The 18,694-nt window shown below is 70.9% G+C and carries 22 protein-coding genes; 1 reads left to right on the forward strand and 21 read right to left on the reverse strand.

Features of this window, described 5'->3' with window-relative positions; translation table 11 throughout:
- Window positions 1-31: 31 nt before the first annotated feature.
- The 5 genes from AC069R_RS11835 to rpsB all read right to left on the reverse strand — a co-directional run bounded on the left by AC069R_RS11835 (window position 32) and on the right by rpsB (window position 5,044).
- Window positions 32-1,294, reverse strand: coding sequence for a phosphatidate cytidylyltransferase (locus AC069R_RS11835; protein WP_478766874.1), 1,263 nt, complete (start codon window positions 1,292-1,294; stop codon window positions 32-34).
- Between the two features lie 140 nt (window positions 1,295-1,434).
- Window positions 1,435-1,992 carry a ribosome recycling factor gene (gene frr / locus AC069R_RS11840; protein WP_478766641.1) on the reverse strand — a complete coding sequence of 186 codons (558 nt, stop codon included), beginning with the start codon at window positions 1,990-1,992 and terminating at the stop codon, window positions 1,435-1,437.
- 187 nt (window positions 1,993-2,179) lie between these two features.
- Window positions 2,180-2,938 carry a UMP kinase gene (gene pyrH / locus AC069R_RS11845; protein WP_046421052.1) on the reverse strand — a complete coding sequence of 253 codons (759 nt, stop codon included), beginning with the start codon at window positions 2,936-2,938 and terminating at the stop codon, window positions 2,180-2,182.
- 204 nt (window positions 2,939-3,142) lie between these two features.
- Window positions 3,143-3,979 (reverse strand): translation elongation factor Ts, encoded by an 837-nt coding sequence (gene tsf, locus AC069R_RS11850; protein WP_397983783.1) that lies wholly within the window; start codon window positions 3,977-3,979, stop codon window positions 3,143-3,145.
- Between the two features lie 159 nt (window positions 3,980-4,138).
- The gene (rpsB, locus tag AC069R_RS11855; protein WP_478766644.1) at window positions 4,139-5,044 is read right to left on the reverse strand and encodes a 30S ribosomal protein S2; all 906 of its coding nucleotides are present in this window, start codon (window positions 5,042-5,044) and stop codon (window positions 4,139-4,141) included.
- A gap of 273 nt (window positions 5,045-5,317) precedes the next feature.
- Between rpsB and AC069R_RS11860 the strand changes: the two genes are divergently transcribed.
- Complete coding sequence (locus AC069R_RS11860) at window positions 5,318-5,887, forward strand: peptidoglycan DD-metalloendopeptidase family protein (protein ID WP_478766646.1); 570 nt, start codon at window positions 5,318-5,320, stop codon at window positions 5,885-5,887.
- Window positions 5,888-5,906: 19 nt separating this feature from the next.
- On the opposite strand, the gene AC069R_RS11865 is transcribed toward AC069R_RS11860, so the two are convergent.
- The 16 genes from AC069R_RS11865 to rpsP form a co-directional block, all read right to left on the reverse strand.
- A complete protein-coding gene (locus AC069R_RS11865; RefSeq protein ID WP_397987164.1) occupies window positions 5,907-6,461 on the reverse strand; it encodes a TetR/AcrR family transcriptional regulator in 555 nt (184 codons plus the stop codon).
- 65 nt (window positions 6,462-6,526) lie between these two features.
- Complete coding sequence (whiG, locus tag AC069R_RS11870; RefSeq protein WP_397983786.1) at window positions 6,527-7,369, reverse strand: RNA polymerase sigma factor WhiG; 843 nt, start codon at window positions 7,367-7,369, stop codon at window positions 6,527-6,529.
- Window positions 7,370-7,692: 323 nt separating this feature from the next.
- Window positions 7,693-8,859, reverse strand: coding sequence for a DNA-processing protein DprA (gene dprA / locus AC069R_RS11875; protein ID WP_478766875.1), 1,167 nt, complete (start codon window positions 8,857-8,859; stop codon window positions 7,693-7,695).
- A 440-nt stretch (window positions 8,860-9,299) separates the two neighbouring features.
- Entirely contained in the window at window positions 9,300-10,910 is a 1,611-nt protein-coding gene (locus tag AC069R_RS11880) for a YifB family Mg chelatase-like AAA ATPase (RefSeq protein WP_478766649.1), read from the reverse strand.
- Entirely contained in the window at window positions 10,911-11,273 is a 363-nt protein-coding gene (locus tag AC069R_RS11885) for a YraN family protein (protein WP_478766651.1), read from the reverse strand.
- A gap of 127 nt (window positions 11,274-11,400) precedes the next feature.
- Window positions 11,401-11,709 (reverse strand): DUF2469 domain-containing protein, encoded by a 309-nt coding sequence (locus tag AC069R_RS11890; RefSeq protein ID WP_014675276.1) that lies wholly within the window; start codon window positions 11,707-11,709, stop codon window positions 11,401-11,403.
- Window positions 11,710-11,765: 56 nt separating this feature from the next.
- Entirely contained in the window at window positions 11,766-12,284 is a 519-nt protein-coding gene (locus tag AC069R_RS11895; RefSeq protein ID WP_478766653.1) for an NUDIX hydrolase, read from the reverse strand.
- Window positions 12,274-13,056, reverse strand: coding sequence for a signal peptidase I (gene lepB, locus AC069R_RS11900; protein WP_478766655.1), 783 nt, complete (start codon window positions 13,054-13,056; stop codon window positions 12,274-12,276). Before lepB (AC069R_RS11900) ends, AC069R_RS11895 begins: the two co-directional genes overlap by 11 nt.
- A 111-nt stretch (window positions 13,057-13,167) precedes the next feature.
- Window positions 13,168-14,175 carry a signal peptidase I gene (gene lepB / locus AC069R_RS11905; protein ID WP_478766657.1) on the reverse strand — a complete coding sequence of 336 codons (1,008 nt, stop codon included), beginning with the start codon at window positions 14,173-14,175 and terminating at the stop codon, window positions 13,168-13,170.
- On the reverse strand, window positions 14,063-15,154 hold the full coding sequence (gene lepB, locus AC069R_RS11910) for a signal peptidase I (RefSeq protein ID WP_478766659.1): 1,092 nt from the start codon (window positions 15,152-15,154) through the stop codon (window positions 14,063-14,065). Before lepB (AC069R_RS11910) ends, lepB (AC069R_RS11905) begins: the two co-directional genes overlap by 113 nt.
- Window positions 15,147-15,845 carry a signal peptidase I gene (gene lepB / locus AC069R_RS11915; RefSeq protein WP_478766661.1) on the reverse strand — a complete coding sequence of 233 codons (699 nt, stop codon included), beginning with the start codon at window positions 15,843-15,845 and terminating at the stop codon, window positions 15,147-15,149. The genes lepB (AC069R_RS11910) and lepB (AC069R_RS11915) overlap by 8 nt, the downstream gene beginning before the upstream one ends.
- 45 nt (window positions 15,846-15,890) lie before the next feature.
- Complete coding sequence (rplS, locus tag AC069R_RS11920; protein WP_471067095.1) at window positions 15,891-16,241, reverse strand: 50S ribosomal protein L19; 351 nt, start codon at window positions 16,239-16,241, stop codon at window positions 15,891-15,893.
- A gap of 135 nt (window positions 16,242-16,376) precedes the next feature.
- Complete coding sequence (gene trmD / locus AC069R_RS11925) at window positions 16,377-17,210, reverse strand: tRNA (guanosine(37)-N1)-methyltransferase TrmD (RefSeq protein ID WP_478766664.1); 834 nt, start codon at window positions 17,208-17,210, stop codon at window positions 16,377-16,379.
- A complete protein-coding gene (rimM, locus tag AC069R_RS11930; RefSeq protein WP_478766666.1) occupies window positions 17,210-17,821 on the reverse strand; it encodes a ribosome maturation factor RimM in 612 nt (203 codons plus the stop codon). The genes trmD and rimM overlap by 1 nt, the downstream gene beginning before the upstream one ends.
- Before the next feature lie 158 nt (window positions 17,822-17,979).
- Entirely contained in the window at window positions 17,980-18,219 is a 240-nt protein-coding gene (locus tag AC069R_RS11935) for an RNA-binding protein (RefSeq protein WP_029385578.1), read from the reverse strand.
- A gap of 5 nt (window positions 18,220-18,224) precedes the next feature.
- Window positions 18,225-18,644 carry a 30S ribosomal protein S16 gene (rpsP, locus tag AC069R_RS11940; protein ID WP_478766668.1) on the reverse strand — a complete coding sequence of 140 codons (420 nt, stop codon included), beginning with the start codon at window positions 18,642-18,644 and terminating at the stop codon, window positions 18,225-18,227.
- Window positions 18,645-18,694: the final 50 nt, after the last annotated feature.

An 18,694-nucleotide genomic window follows, 5' to 3' on the forward strand; every position in this document is an offset into this window, starting at 1 on the left:
ACGGCCGTGACGACGCGCGGCAGGGGTTTCGTCAGGCGGAGCCGACGAAGACCACCAGCAGGAGCCAGACCACCGGTGCCGTCGGCAGCAGGGAGTCCAGGCGGTCCATGATGCCGCCGTGGCCCGGCAGCAGGGTGCCCATGTCCTTGATGCCCAGATCGCGCTTGATCATGGATTCGCCGAGGTCGCCCAGGGTGGCGCTGGCCGCGACCGCGAGGCCCAGCAGCAGGCCCTGCCACCAGTGGCCGCCGTCGATCAGGAACTGCATGCACAGCGCACCCGCGACCATCGAGAAGGACACCGCGCCGAACAGGCCCTCGCGGGTCTTGCCGGGGCTGATCCGCGGGGCGAGCTTGTGCTTGCCGAAGCGCCAGCCGACGGCATAGGCGCCGGTGTCGCTGACGACGGTGAGCAGCAGGAAGGTCAGGACCCGCCAGGGACCGTCGGCCGCGGTCAGCATCAGGGCGACGAAGGTCGCCAGGAAGGGCACGTAGAACGCCGCGAAGACGGCGGCCGTGACGTCCTTGAGGTAGCCCTCCGGTGGCTCCGTCATCCGCCAGACCAGCACCGCGAGCGCGGTGAGGGCCATGGCGACCCACGCGCCCTCGGCGCCGCGCACATAGCCGGCGACCACCATCGCGGCGCCGCCGACCGCGAGCGGCACGAGCGGCGCCTTGATCTCCTTGCGCTCCTGGAGCCTGCTGGTCAGCTCCCACAGGCCGACGACGACGGCGACCGCGATCACGCCGACGAACACGGCCTTGACGATGAACAGCGACGCGATGATCACCACGCCGAGTCCCACGCCGACGCCTATGGCCGCGCCGAGGTCGCGGCCCGCGCTTTTCTTCTGCGGCGCCGGCGTCGGCTGCGGGGCGTCGGGCATGGGCTCCGGATTCTGGATCGGGCTCGGGGTCGGCTGGGGCGTCCCGTACGGGGGCTGCGGCTGCGCCCCGTAGGGCTGCTGCTGCCCGTGCTGCGGCTGGGGCGCGTACGGCTGCCGGGCCGGCTGCTCGTGCGTCGGCCGCGTCCCGGCCGGCGACTGCGTCCCGTACGGGTCGTACGGCACCGCGTCTCCGGGCGGGTTCGGGGTGCCGTATCCGGGCTGCCGCTCGGGCGGCGGCTGCGTCCCGTAAGGGGGCTGGCCGCCGTACTGCGCCGGTGACCCGGACTGCGGTGGTGACCCGTACTGCGGCTGGGGCTCGTCCCGGAACAAGGGGCCGCTCAGCCGAGCAGCCCCCCGGGTGTCGTCCTGGTCTCCGCCATACACGGGTACGTCGGGCACGATGGGCATGGGGCGCGTCTGCTGCGCCTCGGGCGCATCGTACGCGGGTCCCGCCGGGGCGGCCTCGCCCTGGACGGGCCCACCCTCGGTGGGCCCCCAGTAGCCGGTCCGCCCCGCCGGTGGCGGCGCCCCCCAGGAAGAGTCGCTCATCAGACTTCGAGCAGCTCCGATTCCTTGTGCTTGAGGAGCTCGTCCACCTGGGCGACGTACTTCGCCGTCAGGTCGTCCAGCTCCTTCTCCGCACGGCGGCCCTCGTCCTCGCCGATGTCGCCATCCTTGATCATCTTGTCGATGGCGTCCTTGGCCTTGCGGCGCACGGAACGGATGGAGACCTTGGCGTCCTCGGCCTTGCCCTTGGCGACCTTGATGTAGTCGCGGCGGCGCTCCTCGGTCAGCTCGGGGAACACCACCCGGATGATGTTGCCGTCATTGCTGGGGTTGACGCCCAGGTCGGAGTCGCGGATCGCCTGCTCGATGTTGCGCAGCGCGCTCTTGTCGAACGGTGTGACGACCGCCATCCGCGGCTCCGGCACGGAGAACGAGGCCAGCTGGTTGATCGGCGTCAGGGCGCCGTAGTAGTCGGCCACGATCTTGTTGAACATCGCCGGGTGCGCACGGCCGGTGCGGATCGCGGCGAAGTCCTCCTTGGCGACCACGACGGCCTTCTCCATCTTCTCCTCGGCTTCGAGGAGGGTCTCTTCGATCACCACTTGCTCCTGCGTGTCTTGAGTAAGGCCCGGCTGCGGTTCCTCGGTGGTCCGGCGGCCGGCTGCGTCGCGTCTTCTTCCTGCACGGTTCCCGACCGGCAGGACATTGTCCATCCCCCGGCCGAGGCGCGTGACGTCCATCCCTCGGACAGGTGTCGTACCCCGGGGGGCGACGGGGGCGTGCCGGTCAGTTCCGGCTGCCGTGGTCACCCACCAGCGTGCCGATCTTCTCACCCTTGACGGCACGGGCGATATTGCCCTCCGCGAGAAGCTCGAAGACGAGGATCGGGAGCTTGTTGTCGCGGCACAGCGTGATCGCGGTGGCGTCGGCGACCTTCAGGTCCCGGGTGATGACCTCGCCGTAGCCGAGGGCGTCGAACTTGACGGCGTCGGGGTTGGTCTTGGGGTCGGAGTCGTAGACCCCGTCCACACCGTTCTTGCCCATGAGCAGCGCCTCGGCGTCGATCTCCAGGGCGCGCTGGGCGGCGGTGGTGTCGGTGGAGAAGTAGGGCATGCCCATACCGGCGCCGAAGATGACCACGCGGCCCTTCTCCAGGTGGCGCACGGCGCGCAGCGGGATGTACGGCTCGGCGACCTGGCCCATGGTGATGGCGGTCTGCACCCGGCTGTCGATGCCCTCCTTCTCCAGGAAGTCCTGGAGGGCGAGGCAGTTCATCACGGTGCCGAGCATGCCCATGTAGTCGGAGCGGGCGCGGTCCATGCCGCGCTGCTGGAGTTCGGCGCCGCGGAAGAAGTTGCCGCCGCCGATGACGACCGCGACCTGCGCGCCGTCCCGTACGACGGCCGCGATCTCGCGGGCGATCTTGTGCACCACGTCCGGGTCGACGCCCAGGCCGCCGCCTCCGGAGAACGCCTCTCCGGACAGCTTCAGCAGAAACCGGCCGCGTACTTTGCCGTCGTCGCTTTTCTGGGCCTTGTCGGTCATGGGAGATCCCGCCTCTTTCACGTGTTGCACATACGAAGAAGGCCATTGCCGGTGGGGTCGCTTTTCGCTCCCATACGCGGCAATGGCCTCCTCGTCAGATCTGCTGCCGTCCGCCCCACACTCGCGTGTGGCGGTGGTCGCGGACGACTGCTGTCGACCCTATCGGGATTTCTCCGCGGGTCGCGCGTCGATCGCGGTACGGACTCAGATGCCGACCTTGATGCGCGTGAAGCGCTTCAGGGTGACACCGGCCTCGTCCAGCACCTTCTGGACCGACTTCTTGTTGTCCAGCGCGTACGGCTGGCCCAGCAGGGTGGCGTCCTTGAAGAAGCCGTTGACGCGACCCTCGACGATCTTGGCGATCGCGGCCTCGGGCTTGCCCTCGGCGCGGGTCGTCTCCTCGGCGATGCGGCGCTCGGACTCGACGACCTCGGCCGGGACGTCCTCCTTGGCCAGGTACTTCGGCGCGAACGCGGCGATGTGCTGGGCGATGCCCTTGGCGACCTCTGCGTTCGGCTTGTCCAGCTCGACCAGGACACCGATCTGCGGGGGCAGGTCGGGCATGGTGCGGTGCATGTAGGCGGTGACGTAGCCGTCGGAGAACTGCGCGAAGCGGTCCAGGACGATCTTCTCGCCGAGGTTGGCGTTGGCCTCGTCCACGAACGCCTGGACGGTCTTGCCGGGCTCGATCTCGGAGGCGAGCAGGGCCTCGATGTCGGCCGGGGAGGTCTTGGCGACGTGCTCGGCGATGGTCTTGGCCACGGCCTGGAACTTGTCACCCTTGGCGACGAAGTCCGTCTCGCACTTCAGCTCGACCAGGACGCCGGAGGAGTTGTCGTCGGCGATGATGGAGACCACGGCGCCGTTCTCGGCGGAGCGGCCCTCGCGCTTGGCGACGCCCTTCTGGCCCTTGATGCGCAGCGCCTCGACGGCCTTGTCGACGTTGCCCTCGGCCTCGTCCAGCGCCTTCTTGCAGTCCATCATGCCGGCGCCCGTGAGCTCACGGAGCTTCTTGACGTCGGCGGCGGTGTAGTTCGCCATGAGTCAGTGAGTCTTTCTCGAAGTCTGGGAGATCTTCAGATCCGCACGGTTTGCGATCCACATGTAGACGCGGAGCGCATACGTCGTACCGACCTATGGGTGAACAGCGGGGGCGGAGTTGATGTCGCCGCCCCCGCTGTCAAACGCTGACGCGGCGGATCAGGCCTGCTCGCCCTCGGCGGCCTTCTCCTCGGCCGGAGCGGCCTCGGCGGCGGGCGCCTCGGTGGCCTCGGCGGCCGGAGCCTCGGTGGCCTCGGCGGCGGGGGCCTCGGCGGCCGGAGCCTCGTCCTTCTTCTCACCCTCGAGCAGGTCGCGCTCCCACTCGGCGAGCGGCTCGCCGGCGGCCTTCTCGCCCTTGTCACCGGTGGCGACGCGAGAGCGGGAGATGAGGCCCTCGGCGACGGCGTCGGCGATCACGCGGGTGAGCAGGGTGACGGAGCGGATCGCGTCGTCGTTGCCCGGGATCTTGTAGTCGACCTCGTCGGGGTCGCAGTTGGTGTCGAGGATCGCGACGACCGGGATGTTCAGCTTCCGGGCCTCACCAACGGCGATGTGCTCCTTCTTGGTGTCCACGATCCAGACGGCGCTGGGCACCTTCTGCATCTCGCGGATACCGCCGAGGGTCTTCTCCAGCTTGGCCTTCTCGCGGGAGAGGACCAGCAGCTCCTTCTTGGTCAGACCGGAGGACGCGACGTCCTCGAAGTCGATCTGCTCAAGCTCCTTGAGGCGCTGCAGACGCTTGTAGACGGTCGAGAAGTTGGTGAGCATGCCGCCCAGCCAGCGCTGGTTGACGAAGGGCATGCCGACGCGGGTGGCCTGCTCGGCGATGGCCTCCTGCGCCTGCTTCTTCGTGCCGACGAACATGACCGTGCCGCCGTGGGCGACGGTCTCCTTGACGAACTCGTAGGCGCGGTCGATGTACGACAGCGACTGGAGCAGGTCGATGATGTAGATGCCGTTGCGCTCGGTGAAGATGAAGCGCTTCATCTTCGGGTTCCAGCGACGGGTCTGGTGACCGAAGTGGACGCCGCTCTCCAGCAGCTCCCGCATCGTGACGACGGCCATGGCCGTATCTCCTTGAGTTTCTCGGTTGTGCCGCGTCCGCCGGACGGCGGTCGCGCCTGACGCCCGCGTGCGCCGTGCCGCGAAGGACCGAGAGGCGCTTGGCAGGAACCGTTTCCGGATGCCGTACCGGGGCGTGCGAAGTCGACCCGGTGACCCGGATCGCCAGAAGAAGTGTACGGGACCGCCGGGCCACCGGGTGACGCGGTTGTCCACAACCGGGGAGTGATCCACAGGTGAGGAGGCCCCGGCGGTGGGGTGCGGGACGGTGGGGACATGCGACGACTTGTGTGGTGCGGGGTGGGGACGGTGGTGCTGGTGACGGCCTTGGCGCTGATCCTGTGCGGGCGCCGGGCCTGGGCGCAGCCGCCGTCCCCGCCACCGGCGGGGGCTCCGGCCGGGGTGCCGGCCATCGCGCGGGGCTGGCCGGTGGGGGTACGGCCCGTGGTCCTGCGCGGCTGGCAGCCGCCGGCGACGCCGTACGGCCCCGGCCACCGCGGTGTGGACCTGGCGGCCGCCCCAGGTAGCCCGGTACGGGCGGTGGCGGCGGGCCGGGTGTCCTTCGCGGGCCGGGTGGCGGGGCGGGGAGTGGTGACGGTGGAGCTGCGGGGGACTGGACTGCGGACGACGTACGAGCCGGTGCGCCCCTCGGTGCCGGAGGGGGCGGAGGCGGGGGCGGGGGACGTGGTCGGGGTGGTGGAGGCGGCGGGAGCGCACTGCGGTGCGCCGGCCTGTGTCCACTGGGGGCTGCTGCGGGGCAGGACCTATCTGAATCCCTTGGCCCTGCTGCCGCCGTGGCTGCTGGACAGGGGGCCGTCGCGGCTGCTGCCGGTGCTCACCGGCTGACCCCGGACCCCGGCGGGGCTCAGCCCCGCACGCCCCGCAGCGCCATCCTGACAGCCGCGTCGGTCACCGCCGCCGGGTCCTCCGCGCCGAGCTCGATCCGCCGTACCGCCGCGTCCACGACGCCCTGGAGCAGCATCGCCGCCAGCCGCGGCTGCTCCTGCCCCAGCTCGCCCAGCGCCTCGACGATCATCGCGACCAGCTCGCCGTGCGCCGCCCTGATCTTCTCCCGTGCCCCGGCGTCCAGCTCGCTCGCGGAGATCGCCACGACCGCCCGGTGCCGGCGGTCCCCGACGAGGGCCAGCTGCCGGCGGACGTACGCCTCGACCTTCCCCTCGGGCGAGTCCGCGTGCTCCATGGCCGCGGCCACCTCCGCCGCCCACAGCGGGAAGTCGGCCTCGCACAGCTCCTCGACCACGGCCGCCCGCGAGCGGAAGTACTCGTACACGGAGGACCGCGCGAGGCCCGTGCGCTCGGCCAGCGCGGGGAAGGTCAGCGCCTCCGTCCCGCCCTCGGACAGCAGGGAACGAGCCGCGTCCAGCAGGGCGGCTCGCTGCATCGACCGGTGCTCGGCCACGGAGGCCGCTCGAATCCTTGGCACGTCGACCACTTTAGGACGCGCCCGCGCCCGGCGGCGTCCGCTCAGCGCCCGAAGCTCGCCAGCTTGGCCCGCAGCTGGAGCACCGATTTGGTGTGGATCTGGCTGACCCGGCTCTCGGTGACCCCGAGCACATTGCCGATCTCGGCGAGCGTGAGGCCCTCGTAGTAGTAGAGCGTGACGACCGTCTTCTCCCGCTCGGGCAGCGTGTTGATGGCCCGCGCGAGGAATCTGCGCAGCTCCCGGTCCTCGGCCACCTCCACGGGGTTGTCCGCGGCGGTGTCCTCCAGCGTGTCCATCAGGCTGAGCCGGTCCCCGCCGTCGCCGCCGACGTGCAGCAGCTCCTCCAGGGCGACCACGTTGGCGAGCGACAACTGGCTGAAGACGGCGTGCAGTTCGTCCACCTCCATGCCCAGCTCCGCGGCCACCTCGCTCTCGCTCGGGGTGCGCCGCAGCCGGGCCTCCAGGGTGGCGTAGGCACGCTCGACATTGCGCGCCTTCTGCCGCACCGAGCGCGGGATCCAGTCCAGCGCCCGCAGCTCGTCGATCATGGCGCCGCGGATCCGGGTGATCGCGTACGTCTCGAACTTGATCTCCCGGTCGATGTCGAACTTCTCGATCGCGTCGATCAGCCCGAACACCCCGGAGGAGACGAAGTCGGCCTGCTCCACATTGGGCGGCAGGCCGACGCTCACCCGGCCCGCCACGTATTTCACGAGCGGCGAGTAGTGCAGGATCAGCTGCTCCCGCAGCCGCTCGTCCCCCGTCGCCTTGTACGACCGCCACAGCTCGTCGAGCGTCGAGGGAGCGGGCGGCCGCACGCTGCCACCGTCGCGGGCGGCTGGGGGGATTGCCGCCCGGTCGGACCCGGAGGTGTGCTGGGGCATTCGTCGCCTTGTGCCGTTCTGCCGTGAAGTGCCGTCAAGTGCCGTGACTGTGAGTGCGGTGCAAAAAGGTGGTGGGCCGAAAGGGGCCGCCTGGGTGAGGTGTCGGTCTGATGTCGAGTTGGCGGTCTGTGCGGACGTCTTCGTGAGCGTAGCGTGACTGAGGAGTCGCGGTGTGCGAACGACGAGGCACCACCCGTGCGCGGGTCCCAAAGGCCCCTTCGGCATCGCCTTCCGCAGCTCGCTCTGTGTGATGGCCGATGGGTGCCAACTCCGGGAAACTCCAAGGGCGTCGGGTGTTCCCCCGGACGGCCGAACACACTCGGTCAGCATGGGGGGCGCCCCGTCCGGGCCGAGATCACCGCCTGGCGTGTCAACTTCCAGCCATCGCCGTGTCGTTCGACGTATCCAAGTGCTCGGAGTTCGTACAGTCTCGCGATCGCCTCGTCCGGGGTGGTGCGGGCGGCCGCCGCGAGTTCGCCGGCGGGGGCCGCGCGGTCGCCGGGCAGCGCGGCGAGGACGGTTCTCGCGGCAGGGGTCAGCAGGTCGCGGGGCAGCACCGGGCCGGTGCGGGGCGGGGCCAGGTCGCCCATGTCGCCGACGAGTTCGGCCACCTCGGCGGCGTCCGTGACGAGGGTGGCCTCGCCGCGCAGCAGCTCGTGCACCCCGGCGCTGAGGGCGCTGGTGACCGGGCCCGGCACGCCCATGGTGTGTCTGCCCAGGCGCTGCGCGGTCCGCGCGGTGGCGAGCGAGCCGCTGCGGCAGGCGGCCTCCACGACGACGGTGCCCCTGGTCAGGGCGGCGATGACCCGGTTGCGCAGGATGAAGCGGCTCGGGGTCGGATGGTCGCCCGGCGGCAGCTCACCGATCACCAGGCCCTGCCCGGCGATCCGCTCGATCAGGGTGGTGTGGCCGCGGGGGTAGGGCCGGTCGACGCCGCTGGCCAGGACGGCGACGGTGGCTCCGCCGGCGGCGAGGGCGCCGCGGTGGGCGGCGGCGTCGATGCCGTAGGCGCCGCCGGAGACGACGACCCAGCCGCGCTCGGCGAGGCCGGCGGCGAGGGTGGCGGCGACATGGGTGCCGTACTCGGTGCAGGCGCGGGCGCCGACCAGGGCGACGGAGCGCAGGGCCCACATGCGCAGGCTGGGGCGGCCGCGGACCCAGAGCCCGAGGGGGCGGGCGTCGGCGAGGTCGTCCAGTTGTCCCGGCCACTCGGGGGTGCCCGGCGCGACGAACCGGGCGCCCACCGCCCGCGCCCGGAGGAGATCCCGCTCCGGCTCGGCGCGCGCGGCCCGCGCCAGGAGCCCGGCCCACCGCACCTTGCCGACCCCCGGCAACGGCTCGTCCCCCGCCTTGATCCGCCGCACCACCTCCCCCACCCCGAACTCCCTCACCCACCGCCCCCCGACCTCATCCCCCGGCTCGATCACCCGCCCGAGGAAGACACGGCCGAGGGTTTCCTCGTCCACGGTGGGATCGGGGCCGAGGTCCACGGTGGGATCAAGGTCCGGGCCCGCGATGAGATCAGGGGCCGAGTCCGAGGTGAGATCAGAGCCCACGCCCACAAGCGGATCGGCGTCCGAGCCCGCGGTGGAATCAGGGGCCGGCCGACTGATCCTGGCCGACCGGGGGGCCGGGAGCACGGCCTCGCTATGACCGGTTCCGGAGCCGTGTGCCTCGGTCTCGCCAGGACCGGCCTCGGCTCGGGGAGGGCCGAGACTGTGGCCGGGGCCAAGACCAAAGCCAGGGCTCGGACCAAGGTCAGGGACGGCACCGGGGCCAGAGCCGGGACTAGAACGAGGGTCAGGGCTAGAACCGGGGCTACGGCTGGGGCAGCCGGCTCCGGGTCGGTCCGTCGAGGTCGGTCCAGGGACCGGTGGTCCCTCCTCGACCGGTACCGGGGCCGATCGGCCGGTCTCGGGGGCGCTGCCGCTCATGTGCCGGTCCTTTCCAGGACCGCCCCGCGTCGGACCCCGGTGCGCAGTTCCAAGGCCCAGTTCACGTCGTTCGCCGAAGGACGGTCGCGACCGCCCAGGTCGGCGAGGGTCCAGGCCACGCGGAGGACACGGTCGAGGCCACGAGCCGTGAGCAGCCCCCGGTCGAGATCCTCCTCAGCCTTGGCGAGCGCGCCGGGCTGCACATGCCAGCGCGTGCGCAACTCGTGGCCGGGCACTTCGCTGTTCGTCCGCCAGGGCAGCCCCTCATAGCGCCGGGCCGCCCGTTCTCGGGCGAGCCGCACCCTGTCGGCGACGACGGCCGTGGACTCGGCGCCGGTATGCATACGCAGCAGCTCCGCCCTGGCGACCGGCTCCACGGTGACCCGCAGGTCCACCCGGTCCATCAGGGGGCCGGACAGCCGGGCCCGGTACCGCTTGATCGAGGACGGCCGGCACTCGCAGATGTCGTCACCCCTTCCGTGCCTGCCGCACGGGCACGGGTTCGCTGCAAGGACCATGAGGAACCTGGCCGGCATCCGCAGCATGCCCGCGGCACGGGCGATCACGACATGACCCGACTCCAGAGGTTGGCGCAGTGCATCCAGGACGCTGCTGTGGAACTCCGCGGCCTCGTCCAGAAAGAGCACTCCGTGGTGCGCCAGGGACACCGCACCGGGACGCGGCATCCCGTTTCCGCCGCCGACGAGGGAGGCCATCGTCGCCGAGTGGTGCGGGGCGCAGTACGGGGGCTTGTCGACCAGGGGATGACCGGGCGGAAGCATGCCCGCCACCGAGTGGACGGCCGTGACCTCCAGGGACTCCTCGCGGCACAGCTCGGGCAGCAGTCCCGGCAGCCGTTCGGCCAGCATGGTCTTGCCGGCACCGGGCGGCCCCTTGAAGAACACATGGTGTCGGCCGGCCGCCGTCACCTCCAGCGCCGAGCGCGCCATGTGCTGGCCCGCCACATCGGCCAGATCGGGCGCGTGCGCGCCATCGGGCACACCGGTGCCGAGCCCTGTGCCGGGCAGTGCCAGCCCCGCGAGGAACGGGTCGGGGCGGATCTCCCCCGGCACGGGCTCCTCGTCGGGCACGGGCTCGTCGGTCAGGACCGAGATCAACTGGCGCAAGCTACGGACACCGAGCACGGACACGCCCGGTACCAGGGAGGCCTCCGGGACCGCGCACTCGGGCACGACCACCTGTTCGTACCCCGCGTCGGCGGCGGCGAGGACCGCGGGCAGGATGCCCCGCACAGGACGCACACGACCGTCGAGCCCGAGTTCCCCGATCATCACGATGTCGGCGAGCACGCGGGGGTCGATCCGCTCCGCCGCCCCCAGGACGGCCGCGGCGACGGCCAGATCGAAGCCGCTGCCGCTCTTGGGCACCGACGCCGGGCTGAGGCCGACGGTGAGCTTCTTGGCGGGCCAGGCCGCGCCGGAATTCACCACCGCCGCGCGCACCCTGTCCCGACTCTCCGTCAGGCTCTTGTCCGGGAGGCCGACCAGGGTGAAGGCGGCGACGCCGGGTTCGAGGTCGGCTTGGACCTCGACGACCACGCCCTCGACGCCGACGAGGGCGACGGAGCAGGTGCGGGCGAATGCCATTCAGGCCACCCCCCGCGCGTGCTCGACCCGCGGGGCGCCGCGGCCGGGGACGAGGACGCCGACCAGGTCGATGCGGACGCCGCCCGGTGGGGCGCCGCCGTGGGCGTGGATCCAGCGTTCCGCGAGGTCACGCAGCCGGGCGGCCTTCTGAGGGGTCACCGCGGCCATGGGATGTTCGTAACGGCCGCCCGCGCGGGTCTTGACCTCGCAGACGACCAGGACCTCGCCGTCCCTGGCCACGATGTCGATCTCGCCGCTGCGCCCGGCGCGCCAGTTGCGCGCCAGGACCGTCATCCCGCCCTCGGCCAGCCGCCGGGCGGCCAGGTCCTCGCCGTACCTGCCGATCGCTTCTCGTGCGTTCATGTCGGCACCACCTCCGGCGCCAACCGTCACGCATCCGCCCGAGGGAAGTGGATCTTGGTGGGCTACCGGGCGGTTGTGGAAAACCCCGTCACCCGGACGGCGTAACCGAGCGAAAACGCGCAGGTCATCAGCCGCCCGGCAGCTCCAGGTCGCTCTTGTTCAGTTCCTCGATGTTCACGTCCTTGAACGTGAGCACCCGGACCTGCTTGACGAACCGGGCCGGCCGGTACATGTCCCAGACCCAGGCGTCGGCCATCGTCACCTCGAAGAACACTTCACCCTGGACCGAGTGCACCTGCATCTCGTAGTCGTTGGTGAGGTAGAAGCGCCGTTCCGTCTCGATCACGTATTTGAACAGACCGACGACATCTCGGTACTCCCGGTAGAGCTTCAGCTCCATCTCGGTCTCGTACTTCTCGAGGTCCTCGGCGCTCATGGCATGTTCCCCTTCAGCCGTGCGATCCCCCCATTGTGCGCCAGTTCCGCTGGCTCTCAGACGATTTCCGTGTCGAGGGTCAGGGGGCCGGCCGGGGGACCCTCGTCGAGCAGCGTGCGCAGCAGCTCGGCGAGTCTGGTCGGATACACCGTCTCATGTGCCCGGCTCAGTTCCCGGCACGTCCACCAGCGCGCTCCGGCGACACTGCGCCGCTCCAGCTCCGTCAGGCCCGTCGGCGCCGTCGCGGTCTGGGTCGTACGGGCCAGGTAGTACCACTCGTCCTGATCCCAGCGGCGGCCCGCGAACGGGAAGGAGCAGCGGCGCCGCCACAGCACCGGGCCGAGTTCGACCTCGGTGATGCCGGTCTCCTCGGCGAGTTCCCGCAGCGCCGCCTGGGCGCGGGTCTCGGCGCCCTCCACTCCGCCGCCGGGGGTGAACCACCAGTCGTCGGCGGGGTCGTCGGGCTCATGGCCGTGCAGCAGCAGGATGCGGTCCGCGGGGTCGAGCAGCACCACGCGGGCCACCTTGCGCAGGCCCCCTTCGTAGGGCTGCCCGCACTCGGGCTCAGCGGACACCGGCCGCCTCCGCGCGGGCGGTACGGGCGCGGGAGCGGCCGGCCCGCTTGGCGATCGGACCGTAGGCGCCGCCGCCGAGGACCAGGACGGCGCCGGCCACGATCAGCAGCTCGATGGTGGACAGCGGTCCCGGCCGCGACAGGGCGCCCAGCGCCTCGAACCCGGTGGGGCGCTTCAGCCCGCCCTTCCAGGGGAAGACGACGGCGTCCACGCGGGCGATCACCGCGGTGCGGGAGACGGTGCCCTTGGCGGCGTCCGTGAGGTGGGCGGTGGAGTCCAGGGAGCCCTGGCGTTCGTCGCCAAGCAGGAAGAGCCGGCCCTTGGGCACGGTCACGGTCGGGAAGTTCTGGTTCTCGGCCGCGGTCCCCTCGGGCAGGTACGGCTCCTCGATCTGCTTGCCGTTCACGGTCAGCTTGCCGTCCGTGCAGCAGGAGACGGTGTCGCCGCCGACCGCGACCACGCGCTTGACCACGTCGGAGCCGGTGACCCAGCTGCTGTCACGGAAGACGACCACATCGCCGCGGCGCACCTCGCCGCCGTCCACGCGCTGGGCGAGCACCCGGTCGCCCGCGTCGATGGTGGGGGTCATGGAGCTGGTGGGCACGGTGTACGGCCGATAGCTCACGGCCGCCCAGCCGAAGCCGCCGAGGAACAGCACCAGGCCCAGGGCCACGGCCACTCCGGACAGCCGCTGCCCGAGCCTGCCGCCGGCCGCCGCCGTGCCGGTGCCGCCGCTGCGCGGGGCCGTACGCGTCGTACTCTCACCACCCATGGACCCGCACCCTACCTGTCGGTACCGAGCGTGGTCAGCCCCTCTTCCAGGACTCGGGGCACAGCTTTCCCGGAGCTTCACACGCGGTCCGGGAAAGCCTGGGCGGAGCGCTCAGCGCTGTCCGGCCGACGACTTCGGCAGGGCGTCCGAGCGCAGCCGGTCCGCGCGCCTGCGCCGCCACACCACGACGGGGGCGACGGCCGCGACGGCGACGCCCTCGGGGGCGACCGTCAGGGACGCGGCGGACGAGGACTGCTGGTTGTTCAGACCGGGCTGGTCGAAGGTGTCCGGGACGGGCAGGGTGCCCCAGTGGCTGATGGGCCATGCCTTGACGATGGCGCGGCCGACGACCTTGTCGACGGGGACGAAGCCGTGGTTCTTGTCGGTCTGGTTGTAGCGCGAGTCCCGCGAGTTCTGCCGGTGGTCGCCCATCACCCACAGGTAGCCCTTGGGGACCTTCACCTTGAACTGGCCGCCTTGGTCATCCTGGCTGCACGGGGTGTTGCCGGGGTAGACATACGGCTCGTTCAGCGCCTTGCCGTTGACCAGCAGGGGGCCGGTGCCCTTGCACTCGACGGTGTCGCCGCCGACGCCGATCACGCGCTTGATCAGGTCCTTCTCATTCGCGGAGGGCATCAGTCCGATCCAGCTGAGGACCTTCTGCACCGCGTTCGGATTCGGCGCGGGCTCGCCCGCCAGCCAGTCGTCCGGGTCGTGGAAGACGACGACCTCGCCGCGCTCGGGCTTGGAGCCGAACCACGGGGTGAGCTTGTCGACCAGGACGCGGTCGCCGATCTGGAGGGTGTTCTCCATCGAGGCGGAGGGGATCGAGAACGCCTGGACCAGGAACGTCTTGATCAGCAGCGCCAGGACCAGCGCGATCACGACCAGGATCGGCAGCTCCTTCCAGAAGGAGCGCGGCTTCCTGGGCGGCGGCGGGGTGTTGCCCGCGCCCGCGCTCCTGGAGCCCTGTCCGTCGCGCGGTGCGCCGTCGTCGCCCGTCGCGTCATTCCCGGTGGTCATGGCGCCGTCCGTACCTGAGTCGTCCGCCTCCGCGGGGTTCCCGCGGTGCTCCTCGCCGTCGTGACCCGACCGTGCGCCAACCGCCACATCCCCCACGCCAACTCCTTACTCCGTGCCGCCGCCCGCGCCACAGACGGCGCAGGCCCACCACTCCCATAACGAGCGGGAGTTCCGCAGGGGTCGGGAGTCGGCTCATTCCGTTCGGATTCTCATGGTCAACCCTATGCGACAGGGGCGGAGCGGCAGCCGCCCGCGTCCCGGCACGGGCAACGCTTGCAAAGGTTTTAGGTTCCTCCAGGCGCGTCCAGTGGCCGATCGGCCAGCCGATCCACATGGCCCGTCCGACCACCGATTTCACCGACACCGTTCCGCCGTACGGGGAGTTGCGGTGGTAGCGGGAGTCCGCGGACTCGCCCCGGTGGTCGCCCATCACCCACAGCCGGCCCTTGGGGACGGTGATGTCGAAGCGGATGTCGGACGGGTCGTTGCCCGGATAGAGGTAGTCCTTCTCGGACAGCGGCACGCCGTTGACGGTGATCCGCCCTTGCGCGTCGCAGCACTTCACATGGTCGCCGCCGACCCCGATGACCCGCTTGATCAGGTCCTTCTCATTGGAGGACGGCAGCAGCCCGATGAAGCTGAGGCCCTCCTTGAGCTGTTTGACGACGACCGGGTCCGGCTTCTGGGCGGCCTCCTCGCCGGCCAGCCAGCCACCCGGATCGTGGAAGACGACGACGTCACCGCGCTCGGGCTGGGAGCCGAACCACGGCGTCAGCTTGTCGACCAGGACGCGGTCGCCGACCCGGATCGTCTGCTCCATGGAGCCGGACGGGATCACGAACGCCTGGACGAGGAAGGTCTTCAGGACCAGCGCGATCAGCACCGCGACGCCCACCAGAAGGGGGATCTCCCGAACGGCTGAACGTCTGCGCTTGCGCTTGACCTTGCGCTGGAGTTTCCGCCGTTCCGCGCGGGTGCGGCCGCCGCCGGGCGCGGAGCTGCGCCGGGAGGCGGCGGTGGCCGGCCCTGAGCCGGCCGGACCGGAGCCCGCGCGCGGCTTGCCGCGGTTACCCATGGGCGCCGCCCGTCGCCGCCGGCACGCGCGCGTAGGCGGACGGCCGGGTCAGATGGGTCCAGTGGCGGTACGGCCAGACGATCCAGTCGGCCCGGCCGATGACGCGGCCGACCGGGATCATGCCGCCGCCCGGCGAGCCGAGGTGGTCGCGGGAGTCGCTGGAGTCGCTGCGGTGGTCGCCGAGCACGAACAGGGTGCCCGGTGGCACCACGAGGTTGAACGGCACGCTGGAGGGGCTGTCTCCGGGGTAGAGGAACGCCGATTCGTCGACCGCGCGGCCGTTCACATCGATCCTCCCCCGCTTGTCGCAGCAGACCACATGGTCCCCGCCCACCCCGACGACCCGTTTGATGTAGTCGCCGTCCCCGAAATACCCGCTTCCGTCGAACACAATCACGTCCCCGCGGGCGGGCCCGGCGCCGAAGCGGTAGGTCAGCTTGTTCACGAGGACGCGGTCGCCGATCCGCAGTCCCTGCTCCATGGACCCGCTCGGGATCTGGAAGGGCTGCGCCACGAAGGTGCTCAGCAGGAGCAGGAACACCAGGCAGGCGAAGAGGGTGAGGGTGACGCGGCCGCCCGGCAGCCATTCGGCGATCCGGGCCGGCAACGCGAAACGCGACCGCTCCTCCGGGTCCGGGGAATCCGGACGGGAGGTGCGGTCGCGCTTCGTCGGCTGTGCTTCGGTGTCCATCGGGGCGAGATGTTATCCGGCCCCGCTGTGACTCCGGGGAGGCGCTCAGCTCTCGCGCTTCTCCTTGATCTTCGCGGCCTTGCCGCGCAGCTCACGGAGGTAGTACAGCTTGGCGCGGCGCACGTCACCACGGGTGACCAGCTCGATCTTCTCGACGATCGGGGTGTGCACCGGGAAGGTGCGCTCGACGCCGACGGAGAACGAGACCTTGCGGACCGTGAAGGTCTCGCGGACACCGGAGCCCTGGCGGCGGATCACGACGCCCTTGAACTGCTGCACACGGGAGCGGTTGCCCTCGATGACGCGCACGTGGACGTTGACCGTGTCACCCGGACGGAAGGCCGGGAGGTCGGTGCGCAGCGACGCGGAGTCGACGGTGTCGAGCAGGTGAGACATTTCGTCTGCTTTCTTCGCTGATGCCACAGGTCATCAACGGGAGTGAAGAGGTACAGGTAGTTGCCGCGCGTGTCGGGTCGGGCGTCTTGTCCCCCTGTGGCAGGGGCGCACACCGGACGGGCGCACAGCAGCGGCCTATTCTTCCATGCCGGTGGCCCGGCGCCAAAATCGGCCGTACGAGTGACCGTCCGGGTCCGGTTCCCAGCCCAGGATGGACAGCATTTCGCGGTCCTTCTTGTCGAAGGCCTTCGGGTCGCAGCGCTCGATCAGATCGGGCCGGTTGAGGGTCGTACGGCGCAGGGCCTCGTCGCGGCGCCAGCGGGCGATCTTGCCGTGGTGACCGCTGAGCAGCACCTCCGGGATGTCCCGGCCGCGCCAGGCGGGCGGCTTGGTGTAGACGGGGCCTTCCAGGAGGTTTGCCATGGCGCCGGGCGCGAAGGAGTCGTCGCGGTGGGACTCGGCGTTGCCGAGGACGCCGGGCAGCAGCCGGGCGACGGCCTCGGTGATGACGAGGACGGCCGCTTCGCCGCCGGCGAGGACGTAATCCCCGATGGAGACCTCGTAGACGGGCATCCGGGTGGCGTACTCGTCGAAGACACGCCGGTCGATGCCCTCGTAGCGGGCCGGTGTGAAGATCAGCCAGGGCCGCTCGGAGAGTTCCACGGCGAGTTCCTGGGTGAAGGGCCGGCCGCTCGGGGTGGGGACGATCAGCGCGGGGCCGTGGGCGCCGGTCTCGTAGCCGTCGGCGAGGACGGTGTCGAGGGCGTCGCCCCAGGACTCGGTCTTCATGACCATGCCGGGGCCGCCGCCGTACGGCGTGTCGTCGACCGTGTTGTGCCGGTCGTACGTCCATGCGCGCAGGTCGTGGACGTGCACGGCGAGCTGTCCGCGGTGCCGGGCCTTGCCGACGAGCGAGACGTTCAGGGGGTCCAGGTATTCGGGGAAGATGGTGACGACGTCCAGGCGCATTACGCGTCTTCCCCCGGCTGGTCTTCCCCCGGCTGGTCTTCCGTCGGCCGGCCTTCCGAAGACCGGTCTTCCTCCGGCTCGCGGCTGGAGGCGATCTCGGCGCGGTCGTCGATCAGGCCGGGCGGGGGCGTGATGACGGCCTTCTGCTCCTCCAGGTCGATCTCGGCGACGATCTCCTCCACGAAGGGGATCATGACCTCGGTGCCGTCCGGGCGCTCCACGATGAACAGGTCCTGGGAGGGCAGGTGCGAGATCTCGGTGATCCTGCCGACCTCCACGCCGTCCTCGGTGACCACGTCCAGGTCCATGAGCTGATGGTCGTAGTACTCGTCCTCGCCCTCCGGCAGCTCCTCCGGGTCCACGTCGGCGATCAGCAGGGTGTTGCGCAGGGCCTCGGCGCCGGTCCGGTCGGTGACGCCCGCGAAGCGCAGCAGCAGCCGGCCGCTGTGGACGCGGCCCGTCTCGATGGTCAGCGGCCCCGCGGACGCGGGATCCGTGGCGAGGACGGCGCCGGGGGCCAGCCTCAGCTCCGGCTCGTCCGTACGTACCTCGACGGTGACCTCGCCCTTGATGCCATGGGCCCGGCCGACCCGTGCGACTACCAGCTGCACCGTTCCAATTCTCCTGTCATCTGCTGCGCGTGTCCTGCTCGTACGACCGCGTTGTACGACTGAGTTGTACGACCGCGTTGTACGACTGCTGCGGATACGACTGCGGGCCGGGGACGGCCGAGTGGCCCTCCCCGGCCCGAGCCGGTTGCGATGAAGCGTCAGCGGACGTTGTCCACGTCGACCAGGTCGACGCGGACACCGCGACCGCCGATGGCGCCCACGACGGTACGCAGAGCGCGCGCGGTACGGCCGTTGCGACCGATCACCTTGCCGAGGTCGTCGGGGTGGACCCGGACCTCCAGCACGCGCCCGCGGCGCAGGTTGCGCGAGGCGACCTGCACATCGTCAGGGTTGTCGACGATGCCCTTCACGAGGTGCTCAAGCGCCTCTTCGAGCATGCTGCTCAGGCCTCGGTCGAGTCGGACTCGGCCGCGGCCTCGTCCTTCTTCTCAGCCTTCTTCTTCTGGGTGATGGCCTCACCCTTGGCGTCGTCGTCGCCACCGAGGGCGTCGAACGACGGACGGGCCGGCTTGGGCTCGGCGACGAGCAGCGGCGCGGGAGCCGGCTCGCCCTTGAACTTCTGCCAGTCGCCGGTCTTCTTCAGGATGGCGAGGACCGGCTCGGTCGGCTGGGCGCCGACGCCGAGCCAGTACGCCACGCGGTCGGCGTCCACCTCGATGACCGACGGGTTGTAGGTCGGGTGGTACTTGCCGATCTCCTCGATGGCCCGGCCGTCACGGCGGGTACGGGAGTCGGCGACGACGATGCGGTAGTGAGGCGAACGGATCTTGCCCAGACGCTTCAGCTTGATCTTGACTGCCACGGGAGTGGAATCTCCTGGTTTTGACGTGGGTGGGGCACGGCGCGTTGCCG

This window comes from Streptomyces sp. NPDC043952 (assembly GCF_056435325.1).